The sequence below is a fragment of the Bifidobacterium margollesii genome (assembly GCF_002860355.1).
In the GTDB taxonomy this organism is placed as follows: Bacteria; Actinomycetota; Actinomycetes; order Actinomycetales; family Bifidobacteriaceae; genus Galliscardovia; species Galliscardovia margollesii.
The window spans coordinates 18928-31814 of sequence record NZ_NMWU01000004.1; the positions used below are offsets into that span (position 1 = coordinate 18928).

Annotated in this window: 11 protein-coding genes and 1 tRNA gene; 8 read left to right on the top strand and 4 right to left on the bottom strand. The window is 61.9% G+C overall.

The features are described from left to right. Positions 1 to 63 precede the first annotated feature (63 nt). Positions 64 to 1386 carry an MFS transporter gene (locus Uis1B_RS01340; protein WP_165782664.1) on the top strand — a complete coding sequence of 441 codons (1323 nt, stop codon included), beginning with the start codon at positions 64 to 66 and terminating at the stop codon, positions 1384 to 1386. A 232-nt stretch (positions 1387 to 1618) separates the two neighbouring features. Here Uis1B_RS01340 and Uis1B_RS01345 read toward each other — a convergent pair whose 3' ends face one another. From Uis1B_RS01345 to Uis1B_RS01360, 4 genes are all read right to left on the bottom strand, one after another. Continuing rightward, entirely contained in the window at positions 1619 to 2590 is a 972-nt protein-coding gene (locus tag Uis1B_RS01345; protein ID WP_101614820.1) for an amidohydrolase family protein, read from the bottom strand. A gap of 352 nt (positions 2591 to 2942) precedes the next feature. Continuing rightward, positions 2943 to 3740, bottom strand: coding sequence for an SDR family NAD(P)-dependent oxidoreductase (locus Uis1B_RS01350; protein ID WP_101614867.1), 798 nt, complete (start codon positions 3738 to 3740; stop codon positions 2943 to 2945). Positions 3741 to 3895: 155 nt separating this feature from the next. Further along, complete coding sequence (locus Uis1B_RS01355) at positions 3896 to 4828, bottom strand: AEC family transporter (RefSeq protein ID WP_101614823.1); 933 nt, start codon at positions 4826 to 4828, stop codon at positions 3896 to 3898. A 103-nt stretch (positions 4829 to 4931) separates the two neighbouring features. Beyond that, positions 4932 to 6260 (bottom strand): MFS transporter, encoded by a 1329-nt coding sequence (locus tag Uis1B_RS01360; protein ID WP_101614825.1) that lies wholly within the window; start codon positions 6258 to 6260, stop codon positions 4932 to 4934. Positions 6261 to 6684: 424 nt separating this feature from the next. Here Uis1B_RS01360 and rhmD point away from each other — a divergent pair, with 424 nt between their 5' ends. From rhmD to nusG, 7 genes are all read left to right on the top strand, one after another. After that, a complete protein-coding gene (rhmD, locus tag Uis1B_RS01365; RefSeq protein WP_207763352.1) occupies positions 6685 to 7911 on the top strand; it encodes an L-rhamnonate dehydratase in 1227 nt (408 codons plus the stop codon). A gap of 66 nt (positions 7912 to 7977) precedes the next feature. Next, complete coding sequence (locus Uis1B_RS01370) at positions 7978 to 8742, top strand: aldolase/citrate lyase family protein (protein WP_101614869.1); 765 nt, start codon at positions 7978 to 7980, stop codon at positions 8740 to 8742. A gap of 116 nt (positions 8743 to 8858) precedes the next feature. After that, complete coding sequence (locus Uis1B_RS01375; protein ID WP_101614829.1) at positions 8859 to 9653, top strand: IclR family transcriptional regulator; 795 nt, start codon at positions 8859 to 8861, stop codon at positions 9651 to 9653. Positions 9654 to 9674: 21 nt separating this feature from the next. Further along, positions 9675 to 10892 carry a pyridoxal phosphate-dependent aminotransferase gene (locus Uis1B_RS01380; protein WP_101614831.1) on the top strand — a complete coding sequence of 406 codons (1218 nt, stop codon included), beginning with the start codon at positions 9675 to 9677 and terminating at the stop codon, positions 10890 to 10892. Positions 10893 to 11050: 158 nt separating this feature from the next. Next, a tRNA-Trp gene (locus tag Uis1B_RS01385) sits at positions 11051 to 11123 on the top strand. A 41-nt stretch (positions 11124 to 11164) separates the two neighbouring features. Continuing rightward, the gene (secE, locus tag Uis1B_RS01390) at positions 11165 to 11395 is read left to right on the top strand and encodes a preprotein translocase subunit SecE (protein WP_101614833.1); all 231 of its coding nucleotides are present in this window, start codon (positions 11165 to 11167) and stop codon (positions 11393 to 11395) included. A gap of 85 nt (positions 11396 to 11480) precedes the next feature. Then, on the top strand, positions 11481 to 12371 hold the full coding sequence (gene nusG, locus Uis1B_RS01395) for a transcription termination/antitermination protein NusG (protein WP_101614834.1): 891 nt from the start codon (positions 11481 to 11483) through the stop codon (positions 12369 to 12371). Positions 12372 to 12887 lie beyond the last annotated feature (516 nt).

The following is a 12887-nucleotide window of genomic DNA, read 5'->3' on the forward strand; positions in this document are numbered from 1 at the left end:
AGTGTCCCGTCGGATGGTAGTGTGATGGCCGTTTGTGATCGTGTCGATGAAGGAGAGGCAGAAATGGCACGGACGACGGTGGGCGCATCGAATCCCGACGATCGCGGGTACGGCATACTGGGCATGGCCGCCGGACTCGGTTCGTTCCTCGGCGCAGGCACCATTCTCGCGTTGAGCTCCACGCTGGCCCTGTGGCGGGAGGGTCTCGGTCTCAACGCCGCGCAGGTCGGCGCGGTGTCCGCGATCCTCACCTTCGCCTTCGCGGCCGGTTCCTTCTGCGGCGGGTTCATCGCCCAGCGCTTCGGTCTGGTGCGCATGTTCAACATCAACGCCTTCGTCTGTGCGCTCGCGCTCGCAGCCTGCGCCACGGCTCCGAACTTCGTCGTACTGGCCTTGGGTATTGGTATGGCCGCGCTCGCCGTCGGCTTCGACCTGCCGGTGTCGATCAGCGTGATCACGCACGACGTACCCGACGAAACGTTGAAAGGCTATCTGGTCAGCCGTACGCAGGTGTTGTGGTCGGTCGGTATTCTCGGCCCCTACGTGCTGGCGTTGATCGTCAGTCCCGTCGGATTCCTCGGCGCCCGCATCGTCTTCGGCGTGCTGGCGTTGATCGCCCTGGTCACCGCGCTGTGGCGCGTGGCCGATCCGAGAATCGCACGGCTGCACCGGGCTGCGGCTGATCGCGAGCGGATCGACGTGGCGGATTCCACCGCCGATTCCGTGGAATCGGCCGGTATCGTCGACGTGCTGAAATCCGTGGATGCGCGGACCGGCCGCCGATACGCGGTGCTGTTCGCGGTGCTGGCGCTGTTCTATGTGATGTGGAATATGATGGCCAACACCATCAACCAGTTCCAGACCTATCTGCTGGTTTCGCAGCATGCCACGCAGACGCAGGCCGTGATCATCGGCATCGTTTCCGCCATACTTTGCGTGGCGGGTGGCGTGGCGTACGGCCGGGTGCCGAAGGGTGAGTGGCGTGACCGACTGTTCTGGGTGGGGGCGGCCGCCCAGATACTGGCTATGGCGATCATGGCCGTGGGCGGTACGATGTGGTTCACCGCCGCCGCCGTGATCCTGTTCCAGTTCTTCTGCAATTTCGCTGGTGAGATGAATGCGAAGATATGGACTCAGGAGATTTTTCCCGTGGCGGTTTCGGCCGAAGCGCAGAGTCTGATCCTGGGCATCGGCCGTATTCCCTGCGCGTTCGCCTCACTGGTGCTGCCGTCGCTGCTCGTGCCCGGCGTGATCACCGTGGCGTTGTGGGCGTTCGTCGTGGTGGCGGTGCTGTCGGGCGTGTTCGGCGGCATGGTCGTGCGTCTGACTGCGGATCATCGTCGTGCCGATGCTCATGCCGTCCGATTCGGCGTTTCCGTCGCGTAGGCGTGTGTTCGTCGTCGGTGTGGTTGCCGGTGGCTGGCGATGATGCGTGCGGCCGCAAGGCGCAGGAGGTGAAGGCGTACCAAGGTACGTCGGGTTTCCCGTAACGTGGCTGACTCTGCTGGTTGCCGGTGGCTGGCGATGATGCGTGCGGCCGCAAGGCGCAGGAGGTGAAGGCGTACCAAGGTACGTCGAACCTCCTGCAACGCAGCGGACGCTCCATCATCGCCAGCCACTAGAAGCGGTAGTATTTGCGGGCGTTGCTTACAAACATCGCGTTCTGTTCGTCTTCGGTGAGGGTTTCCACGCAGCGTGCGTAGGCGTGGATGAGGTCCACGTATGAGCAGTGGAGTTTGTCGACGGGGAAGTTTGAGGCGAACATGGTTTTGTTGATGCCGAATGCGTCGATGGTGGTGTAGATGCCGGGTTTGAGGCTTTCGATGGTCCAGTAGTGGTCCATGGAGGGTTGTCCGGAGATTTTGATGACGGCGTTGTCGCGTTTGCCGAGTTCGGTCAGCCCGTTTTTCCAGAGTTGGAATCCGGCGAGGTCGCGGTCGGCCCACATGCCGGCGTGGTTGATGATGAATAGGGTGTTGGGGTGGGCGTCGATGATTTCGGCGGCGCGGGCGAACTGCGTGGGGTATAGCTGCATGTCGAAGCTTAGGCCGTGCCGTTCGAGTAGTGCGAGCCCGTTGAGCCACGAGGGGTCGTCCATGTATGAGTGGCTTACGTAGTGGTATAGGGGATGCGGGTGCATGTTGAGGTTTTGGCGTATGCCGCGCAGGCTTGGATGGTCTAGCTCCTGTTCCAGGGTGGCGGCGAAATCGGGGGAGGAGAGGTCTCCGCCGCCAACGGTTACTACGGGTAGGCCGGTTTGTTCGCTCTGCTTTTCCACGCTGGTGATTTCGGCTACTGGGTCGTCGGCGTTGGCTTGTACGTGTACGGCGCCGACGAGGTTGATGTTGCTGCCTGTGGTTTCATCGAGCAGGTTGTCGGCCAGATAGTCGCCGGCCTTGAATAGTGGGTCCCATGGGCCTTCGAAGGTGGGGGCTTTGGAGTCGTTGAACCACGAGTATAGGGCGGTTTCCATGAGGTGTACGTGGGTGTCGATGAATGGGCGGATTCGTTCGACGTGTTCGGGGGTTTCCGGGATGATGGTGTACATGCGGCCGGGGACGGGCTGCTGGTAATCCTCTCCAAGCGTCATTGTTCAGAGCTTTCCTTGTGTTCGTGGTTGGTGTGTGCGTTGTGTGCGTTGTGATGCGCGGTTGCGCGCCTCAAGCTGCCGTTGATTGTTGAATGATGTGTGCGGTCTCTAGGCGCGGGAGGTGAAGGCGTACGAAGGTACGTCGAACCTCCCGCGCACGGGTTGCCGTTGAGGTTTGCGTAATGCGTGCGGCTTCAAGGCGTGGAAGACGAAGGCGCAAAGACGTCGCTTTGTACGCACGGGTTGCCGTTGATTGTTGAATGATGCGTGCGGCCGCAAGGCGCGGGGAACGAAGGCGTACAAAGGTACGTCGAGTTCCCCGTAACGCAGCGGACGCTCCATCATTCAACAATCACAGGACGGATCGGGTGTCGGATTCGTAATTATTCCGCCCCTGCCCCGTGGCTGCGGTGGTGCCGCCGTCGACGGGGACGACGAGGCCGGTGAGGTAGGAGGCGCCGGGGGAGGCGAGGAAGAGGGCGAGGTCGGCGCAGTCTTCGGGTTTGCCGGTGCGGCCGAGGGCGACGCGGTCGATGTAGGGCTTGAGGCGGTCGGGGTCGGTCCAGACTTCCTTGTTGATGTCGGTTTCGATGAAGGCGGGGGCGAAGGCGTTGATGCGGACGCCGTATTGGCCGTAGTCGAGGGCGACGCAGCGGACGAAGCCGTTCATGGCGTGTTTGGTGGAGTTGTAGGCGGTTTGGCCCCAGTCGCCGTAGAGGCCGGAGACGGAGGTGTCGACGACGATGTTGCCTTTGGTCTGCTTGAGGTAGGGGAGGGCTTCTTTGGTGAGGTAGAAGAGGCCGTCCATGTTGACGGAGAAGAGTTTGTGCCAGACTTCGTCGGAGACGTGTTCGATTTCGCCGCCTTCGAAGATGCCGGCGTTGGAGACGACGACGTCGAGGTGGCCGAATTGACTGACGACGTCTTGGACGAGGTCGTGGACCTGGGCGTGGTCGGAGACGTCGGTGATGTGGGTGTGGCCGTTGTCGTAGCCGGCGACGGTTTCTTCGAGGGGTTCGGGGCGGAGGCCTACGGCGATGACGGTGGCGCCGTTGTCGAGGAAGCCGCGGGTGATGGCGCGGCCGATGCCGGTGCCGCCGCCGGTGACGATGACGACTTTGCCGTTGAAATCGTAGGTGTTTGCGGTCATGTTGGTGAATCTCCTGTGATTGCCGTGTGTGTTGCCGCCGTTGAGCATCGACTGCGGTGTCAACGCGGTTTACACAACAGTATAGTTTTTATGGAATGGAGTCCCTATATGTGAAATTTGCCATTCTTGCCATATGACTGCGGATTCGTGACCGACTATGCGGGGAGGAAGGCGCTGAGCAGGGCCATGATGATCAGCGATATTACGGCCGAGATCGTCAGCGAGAATCCGGCGAGTTTGGCTTTGCCGAGCGTCATGTCGGTGAATTTGGTGGCGAAGATGGCGATGGGCGCGAACATGCAGATCACGGCGACCTTGCGGCCGAGCGGGGGAACCGGCAGCAGATACCAGGCGAGCAGTGATCCGATGATGGAGATGGCGAATCGCCAGACCAATACCTTGAGCATTTCACGGCGGTCGTCGGCGAGCTCGGGGATTTCCATCATCATGCCGACCATGGCCATGGAGCAGAAGGTGTTGGCGTTGGCGAGCGGCTCGATGACGGTGACGACGCCTTGGGGGATTGAGATGCCGGCGATCAGCATGACGATCATGATGATGTTCGTGTCGAAGGCGACCGACGTGTAGAAATTACGGGCACTGGATTTGAGACGGTCCTTGGGGGATCGTGGCGTATCGCCGGTGTTGAGGTGGAGCAGTGCGCTGGTGACGACGAGTGATCCGGCGGCGCACATGACGGCGTTGCCCATGTCGAACATGACAACGGCGACGCCTGCGGCGGGACCGAGGAATGTGGTGACGACGGGGAGGGTGAAATTACCGATGTTGAATGTGGTGGCGTTGAGCATTTCGAACGCGCGATGTTCGGTCGTTCCGCGTCGCGTGGCGGCGTAGATGACGAACAGGGGGATGAGTGCGCCGAGGAATCCCAGAAGCGTAATCCAAAACAGGCTGAAATCATGCTGGTTCTGGGCGAACGAATGGATGATGGCGGCCGGCAGGGTGACGTTGAAGACGAACACCTGCAGTATTTTGTAGTCGCGTTCCTTGAAGAATCCCGCACGTTTGAACAGATATGAGCCGACGATGATGAGCAGCAGCGAGCCGGTTTTCAATGCCAGTTCCATGATTTCTCCTGATGGTAGAGGTGCGGATATGCAGATTCCCTCCGCGAGGAAGGGGACGCGGAGGGAATCTGCGATTAAGGAGAGGGGTGCGTATGAATGAGGGCTAGTTCTTCTTGCCCCTGCCTTCGGAGATGCCGACGATCCAGGAGAGCAGAGCGCCGACGAGGACGAAGATACCGAGGGCGACGAGGCCGCCTTCACCGGTTTCCTGCGTGCCGAAGAGCATGTCGAACCAGACGCGGATGTTCGGGGCGAAGAAGCCGCCGAAGCCGCCGAGCATGGTCACGATGCCGATGCCGCCGGCCAGTGCGGCGCCGGTGAGCAGCTCGGTGGGCATACGCCAGAAGATGGGCTGGCTGGCGATGACGCCGGTGGCTGCGAAGCACAGGCAGATGATGGCGATGAGCGGGGATGCGAACGCGGAGGCCGCGATGGAAACGCCGGTGATGAGCAGGATGACGGCCACGAAGATGTGGTGATGGCCGACCTTGGACGACCACTTCGGCAGCAGCCAGGTGCCGATGAGGGCGCACACCCACGGGATGGTGGAGATCAGGGAGACGGTCAGGCCGACCTTCTGTCCGACAAGGCCGGAAACCTGGGAAGGCAGGAAGAAGGTGATGCCGTATACGCCGACCTGGATGAGGAAGTAGACGATGGAGAGCACCCACACGCGCCAGGACTTGAATGCGCCCTGCACGGAGGATTCGGTCTTGACGGGTGCGTTCTTTTCCTCGTCTTCGATGACGGTGGCGAGGATTTCGCCCTCTTCTCGGCTCAGGAAGCGGGCGGAACGCGGGTTGTCGTCAAGGTAGAACCAGGCGGCGATACCGACGGCGACGGCGGCGATGCCTTCGAGGAAGAACATCCACCACCAGCCGGGCAGGCCGGCGATGCCGTGCATCTGCAGGAGCAGGCCGGAGACGGGCGATCCGATGACCATGGCGATTGGGGCGCCCATGTAGAACAGTCCTCGGATCTCGTCCTGCTTGTCCTTCGGGAACCAGATGGTCGTCAGGTAGATGGCGCCGGGGAAGAAGCCGGCTTCGGCTATACCGAGGAGCACGCGGACGATGAGGAACTGCGTCTCGTTGTGGGTGAACGCCATGCCCGCGCCGACGAGACCCCATAGGATGGCGAGGATGGTCAGCCACTTACGGGCACCGACCTTGCGCATCGCCAGATTGCAGGGCGTGCCGAGGAACGAGTAGATGACGAAGAACAGGCCGGAGCCGAGGGCGTAGCCTTGGGCGGTCAGGCCGGTGTCGGCCATGTATGACTGCTGCGCGTAGCTGATGTTGGTGCGGTCGAAGAACGCCAGCACATACATGAGCAGTAGGAAGGGGACGAGGCGTGCGCTGGTGCGTGCGACGATTCCCGCAAGCTCGCGCGGCTTGTCTGCCGTCTTTTCGGTTGTGATTCGATCTGCCATAACAACCTCTATGTTCGATATACGGTTCTCTCTTGCGTGCCGGGACTATGGGTTCATCTCCGCGTTCGTTCGTTGAGCGCTTGTCGGATACGGCTCCGCCATTGGAGCGCCATGCCTTGCACTGCTTCCATATCTTATGGAGGTGAACCATGTCGTCCCATCAATTGGGATGGGCGGCCAAGGGTAAAAAATAACAGGAATCGACGATGTGCGGCGTTATAAGCTACGTAAGGAAGATGTTTGATGAAAATGATGGCAACAACTAAAAATCTCAAATATAGGGATGATGTTCCATGGCTGGTACAGTGACAATCGTCATCGAGTTCGAGACGCCGCACCATCGCGGTTGTGACGATGCAACGAAGCGTCAACGACGTCAACGACTGACTTCCAACCACAAGAACCACAAAAGAGGACAGGCACTATGGCACTAGCACCATCATTGAAGCTGCCCACGATCACGCACATCCGTGCGTACAGCATGGGCGGCGCTGCGGCCAAGGTTCACGGCCAGGGCGGCGGCGACTACCACGATCAGGGCAAGGATCACTGGATCGACGATCACATCGCCACGCCGATGAGCAAGTATGAGGAGTACAAGCAGTCCCGTCAGTCCTTCGGCATCAACGTGCTCGGCACGCTGGTCGTCGAGGTCGAGGCCTCCGACGGCACCACCGGCTTCGCGATCTCCACCGCGGGCACGGTCGGCTGCTTCATCGTCGAACATCACCTGTCCCGTTTCGTCGAAGGCAAGCGCGTCGATCAGATCAAGCTGATCCACGACCAGATGCTCAACGCCACCCAGTACTACTCCGGTGGCGGCGGCGTGGTCATCAACACCATCTCCTGCGTGGACCTGGCTCTGTGGGACCTCTACGGCAAGGTCGTGAAGCTCCCCGTCTACAAGCTGCTCGGCGGCGCCGTGCGCGATGAGATTCACTTCTACGCCACCGGCGCCCGTCCGGATCTGGCGCAGAAGATGGGCTTCATCGGCGGCAAGATGCCGACCCACTGGGGTCCGGCCGACGGCGACGAGGGCATCGCCAAGGACATCGCCATGCTCAAGGAGATGCGCGAGCGCGTCGGCGACAACTTCTGGCTGATGTTCGACTGCTGGATGAGCCAGGATGTCAACTACGCCACCAAGCTCGCCCACGCGGCCGCCCCGTACAAGCTCAAGTGGCTTGAGGAGTGCTTCCCGCCCCAGCAGGTCGAAAGCTACCGTCAGCTCAAGCAGAACATGCCGAAGGGCATGCTCATGACCACCGGCGAGCACACCGGTACTCTCGAAGGCTTCAAGGAGCTTTCCGAGGCCGGCGTGGACATCCTGCAGCCCGATGTCGGCTGGTGCGGCGGCGTGACCTCGCTGTGCGAGATCGCGGCCGTGGCCAAGTCCCGCGGCCAGCTCGTGGTGCCCCACGGCTCCTCCGTCTACTCGCACCACGCGGTCATCACCTTCACCAACACGCCGTTCAGCGAGATGCTCATGACCTCGCCGCACGCCGACTACGTCCGCCCGCAGTTCGACCCCGTCCTGATCGACGAGCCGGTTCCGCACGACGGCATCATCACCGCCGAGGAACTCGACAAGCCGGGCTTCGGCGTCGAACTCAACCGCGAGTGCCCGCTCGAACGTCCGTTCGAGCACTGATCGAACGCCGGAAGGTACCCGATGAGCTACGGCACATCCAATGAAGAACATGTCGGAGGGCATGCCATGACATCTTTACCGCATAACGCCTTCAAACAGGCGCTGAAGGAAGGCAGGGAACAGTACGGCCTGTGGATGGCCCTGGCCTCTCCCACCGCCGCCGAGATCTCGGCCGGCGCCGGCTACGACTGGCTGCTGGTCGACGGCGAGCACGGTCCGTACGATCTCAACACCATCCTCGACGTGCTGCGTGCCGTGGCCCCCTATGACACCACGCCCGTCGTACGACCCGCCTCGGCCGATCCGGTGCTGATCAAGCAGGTGCTCGACCTCGGCGCGCAGACCCTGCTGCTGCCGATGGTCAACACCAAAGAGGAGGCGGAGCTGATGGTCAAGGCCGTCAACTACGCCCCCGAAGGCATCCGCGGCGTCGGCTCGCCGATCGCCCGGTCCGGCCGCTGGGGACGCATCCCCAACTACATGCGCGACGCGAAGAACGAGATCTGCCTGCTCGTACAGGTCGAATCCCAGGAAGCCCTCGACAACATCGAGGACATCGCCTCCGTGGAGGGCGTCGACGGCATCTTCATCGGACCGGCCGACCTTTCCGCCTCGCTGGGCCATCCCGACGATCCGGCCGCGATCATGGATCAGGTCTACGACGCCTTCAAGGTGATCAAGGCCCACGGCAAGGCCGTCGGCTTCCTCGCCTTCGACGTGAACGTCGCCAAGGAAGCCTTCTCCCGTGGCGCGAACTTCGTGGCCGTGGCCGGCGACACCGACCTGTACGTCAAGGCCTTGGCCGCGGACATCGCCCAATACAAGGGCTGATCGCACTTCCTTTCCGCTGTTGCTGACACGGGTCTTTCGCCGATCTTCCGGCGTGAGACCCGTTTTCCGTTTCCGGGCGGACAGATGAGTCAACGAGTGAAATATAGTAGGAGACTATGGCAGAGAACAGTGCAGCCCCCTCCGGCACGCGAACCCTGATCCACGGGATCATGGTGCTGCGCGCCGTGGCCGACGGCGCCGCGAATCTTCGCGAAGTGGTGGAAAAAACCGAACTGAGCCGAAGCACCGCCCACCGGCTGATCCAGGCGCTGCGGGTGGAACGATTCCTGCGCGAATCCGACGGCGGCCGGCTCCAACTCGGCCCCGCACTGATCGAACTGGGATTCCAGGCCCTCGACAGCGTCTCCCTGCAGGTGGTCGCCCATCCGATCCTGGTGGACCTCGCCCACCAGGTGAAGGACACCATCCACCTCGCCGTGGAGGACGCCGGCATGGCCCTCTACCTCGACAAGATCCACGGCACCCGAGGCATCGAAGTGCGATCATGGCCCGGATGCCGCATGCCGCTGACCTACACCGGCATCGGCAAGGCCCTGCTGCTCGACTCGCCCGACCGGTGGCGCTCGCAGTACGTGCAGGACCGCAACCTCGCCGGCCGTGACCCCGAACACGACTACGCCGACGAAGCCACGTTCTCCGCGGCCATGACGAAATTCGCCAAACAGGGATTCGCCTACGACCTCGAGGAGAACGAACCCGGCATCCGATGCGTCTCCGCCCCGGTGCGCGACGGCCGCGGCAAAACCGTGGCCGCGATCTCCGTCTCCGGAGCCATCCAGTTCATGCCTCCGCGACGCATGAAGGCCCTCGGACCCGTGGTGGTGGACGCCGCCAGTCGGGTGAGTGCCGAACTGGGATACCACACCGCCGAAAACGATCGAATCTCGTGATCTAGTTATAGGCTGGGCATCATGGCTGAACAAGAATCAAGGCGCAACCTGAGCGACCGCATCAACTCCGTTTCCCCATCCGCCACCCTCGCCGTGGACGGCAAGGCCAAGGCCCTCAAAGCAGAAGGCGTGGACGTGATCGGATTCGGTGCCGGCGAGCCCAATTTCCCCACACCCGACTACGTGGTGGAGGAGGCCGCCCGGGCGTGCCGCGATCCGCGCAACTACCGGTACACGCCCACCGCCGGTCTGCCCGAACTGCGCGATGCGATCGCCGCGAAGACGAAGCGCGACTCCGGATACGAAGTGACCCCGCAGCAGGTGGTGGTGACCAACGGAGGCAAGCAGGCCGTCTACGAATCGTTCCAGATCCTCATCGACGCCGGCGACGAGGTGATCGTCCCCGCACCGTTCTGGACCTCATACACCGAAATGATCAAACTCGCCGGCGGCGTGCCCGTCGAGGTGCTGTCCGGAGCCGATCAGAACTTCACCCCCACCGTGGAGCAGCTGGAGGCCGCGCGCACCGAGCGGACTCGTGCGATCATCATCAACTCCCCATCCAACCCCACCGGTGCCGTCTGGCCCGAGGAGACGATCCGCGCGATCGGAGAGTGGGCGCTGGAACACGACCTGTGGGTGATCTCCGACGAGATCTACGAGCACCTCAACTACGACGATGCGAAAACCACGTACATCGGAGCCGTCGTGCCCGAACTGCGAGACCGTCTGCTTGTGCTCAACGGCGTGGCCAAAACCTACGCCATGACCGGATGGCGAGTCGGCTGGATGATCGCCGCCGAACCGGTGGCCAAGGCCGCGGCCAAACTTCAGGGACATCTCACCGGCAATGTGGACAACGTGGCCCAGCAGGCCGCGCTCGCCGCCGTCGCCGGGCCGCTCGACGAAGTGCACCGCATGCGCGAGGCCTTCGACAAGCGCCGTCGGGCCATCGTCTCGGCCCTGAGCGAGATCCCCGGCGTCCAGTGCCCCACGCCCACCGGCGCGTTCTACGCCTTCCCCGACGTGACCGCCCTGCTCGGCCGTCCGCTCGGGCCCAACGGTTCCGTGGCCGAAACAAGCTCCGATCTGGCGTCGCTGCTGCTCGACGAAGCCCATGTGGCCGCCGTGCCGGGCGAGGCGTTCGGCGCTCCAGGCTACCTGCGCTTCTCGTACGCGCTGGCTGACGATCAGCTCGTCGAGGGCATCGCGCGATTCCGCCGGTGGGTCGAGGCCTGAACGGCAGGCCGAAACCGTTGCCATCCGTGCGCACACGCCGTATGACGGTGCTGGGGTGGACGAAATCCGCAAGAGCCGCTAATATGTGCTCTTGGCGGTTTTTCGTCTGCCTAACACCTCCTTTTCCGAGGGTGTGTGTACGATAGGCAAAGTTAAATAGGGAAGTGGCGCAATTGGTAGCGCAACGGTCTCCAAAACCGTAGGTTGTGGGTTCGAGTCCCGCCTTCCCTGCTAGAGATGAACTGGTGTTCTTCGATTTTGTGAGGATGGATATGGCTAAGAAATCAAATGCTGACGCGAGCACCGTAAAGCCGAACATCTTCATGCGGATCGGCCTGTTCATCAAGCAGATCATCGATGAGCTGCGCAAGGTCGTCACTCCCACACGCAAGGAACTGTTGCTGTGGTCCATCGCCGTGTTTATTTTCGTCATTTTCCTGATGCTGCTGGTCACCGGTCTTGATTTCGGTCTGGGCAAGGCCGTCATGGCGGTGTTCGGCTGATCCGTAACCGGCAAAGGATAGTGATCGGCGCGGCCCGCAGCGCCGAATGAGCAATCGTGAAGGACACGCTTTTAAAGGACACGTTATGACTGATGAATTCAACGAAGTGAATGAAGAGGCCGCCGTGGCCCCCGTCTCCGAGCCCGCGCCCGTTGAGGCCGATCAGGTCTCCGACGATTCCGCGGCCGCCGATGACACGGTGACTGAGGCCGACGATACCGAGGTTGCCGACGATACCGAGGCTTCCGACGATGCCGCCTCCGAGGCTGCTGATTCCGAGTCGGCCGACGATGCCGAGGCTGCCGGTTCCGATTCCGCGGATTCCGATTCTGACGCCGACGATTCCGACGAGGACAAGGACGCCGGCCAGATCGCCGTCGAAGAATTCTCCAGGAAGCTCCGCACCCTCCCCGGCAAATGGTACGTTCTCCACACCTACTCCGGTTACGAAAAGCGCGTCAAAACCAACATCGAATCCCGCGTCGCCTCCTTCGGCATGGAAAACCAGATCTTCCAGATCGAAGTCCCCATGGAAGAAGTCGAAAAGCACACCGACAAAGGCAAGAAGATCGTCTCCCGCGTCCGCATCCCCGGCTACGTGCTCATCCGCATGATGCCCGACGACGACGCCTTCCGCATCGTCCGTGAAACCGAAGCCGTCACCGGCTTCGTCGGACAGGACCGCACCCCGGTTCCGCTCACCCGCAAGGAAGTCGTCACCATGATGTCCCCGATGATCTCCTCCGAAGCCCTCAAGGCCGCCGGCGACAAGCCCGCCGCCGCCAAGAAGCGCACCGTCGAAGTCAGCTTCCAGGTCGGCGACCACGTCACCGTCAACGACGGCCCCTTCGCCTCCATGGCCGCCGTCATCTCCGAAGTCTCCCCGGCCACCCAGAAACTCACCGTTCTCGTGTCCATCTTCGGGCGCGATACGCCGGTGGAGCTTAACTTCGACCAAGTCGAAAAACTCGACTGAAATCCGATAACGGAGTGTCGTCGGCGTTGCTTCTCGGTCGACGCACCTTTGTGCGCCTTCCCTCGGTGCGCCTTGACGACACACGCGTTATCGAATTTCACGCTGAAGCAGTTTGATGACACACGCATCATCGACGGTTAATCGGTGCGAGCTTGGCTTCCCCTCAGGCTGAACCCGTCAAGGAAACGGTGGAGCCGTTTCTAGGGTTCAGGCTCGCCGACAGGCGAGCGAATAGGGCGCGGCCGTCAGGCCGACTGATGCCGCCGAGAAGCTGTCAGCGGAGCTGACTGATGAGGTGACAGGACCTTGGTTGGTTGAGAGCTTGCGGCGTCGTCTGTGTTACGACTGATGCCTACCTGCTGTTTGGGGCCGTGGATTATATCCGCGGTCCTTTTGTTTTTGCGGAACCCGAACGGCGTGTTGTCCGGGGAATGAGGCAAAATAGAAAAGTTGTGTCTGGAGGGATTGTCCGTGCGCGAAGTCGTATGGATGCCTGCTAGCACAGCACAGCAACAA

Excerpts from the sequence above, each read along its gene's own strand:
- Uis1B_RS01340 (WP_165782664.1), top strand. The coding sequence starts at position 64 with ATGGCACGGACGACGGTGGGCGCATCGAATCCCGACGATCGCGGGTAC.
- Uis1B_RS01345 (WP_101614820.1), bottom strand. The coding sequence starts at position 2,590 with ATGACGCTTGGAGAGGATTACCAGCAGCCCGTCCCCGGCCGCATGTAC.
- Uis1B_RS01350 (WP_101614867.1), bottom strand. The coding sequence starts at position 3,740 with ATGACCGCAAACACCTACGATTTCAACGGCAAAGTCGTCATCGTCACC.
- Uis1B_RS01355 (WP_101614823.1), bottom strand. The coding sequence starts at position 4,828 with ATGGAACTGGCATTGAAAACCGGCTCGCTGCTGCTCATCATCGTCGGC.
- Uis1B_RS01360 (WP_101614825.1), bottom strand. The coding sequence starts at position 6,260 with ATGGCAGATCGAATCACAACCGAAAAGACGGCAGACAAGCCGCGCGAG.
- rhmD (WP_207763352.1), top strand. The coding sequence starts at position 6,685 with ATGGCACTAGCACCATCATTGAAGCTGCCCACGATCACGCACATCCGT.
- Uis1B_RS01370 (WP_101614869.1), top strand. The coding sequence starts at position 7,978 with ATGACATCTTTACCGCATAACGCCTTCAAACAGGCGCTGAAGGAAGGC.
- Uis1B_RS01375 (WP_101614829.1), top strand. The coding sequence starts at position 8,859 with ATGGCAGAGAACAGTGCAGCCCCCTCCGGCACGCGAACCCTGATCCAC.
- Uis1B_RS01380 (WP_101614831.1), top strand. The coding sequence starts at position 9,675 with ATGGCTGAACAAGAATCAAGGCGCAACCTGAGCGACCGCATCAACTCC.
- secE (WP_101614833.1), top strand. The coding sequence starts at position 11,165 with ATGGCTAAGAAATCAAATGCTGACGCGAGCACCGTAAAGCCGAACATC.
- nusG (WP_101614834.1), top strand. The coding sequence starts at position 11,481 with ATGACTGATGAATTCAACGAAGTGAATGAAGAGGCCGCCGTGGCCCCC.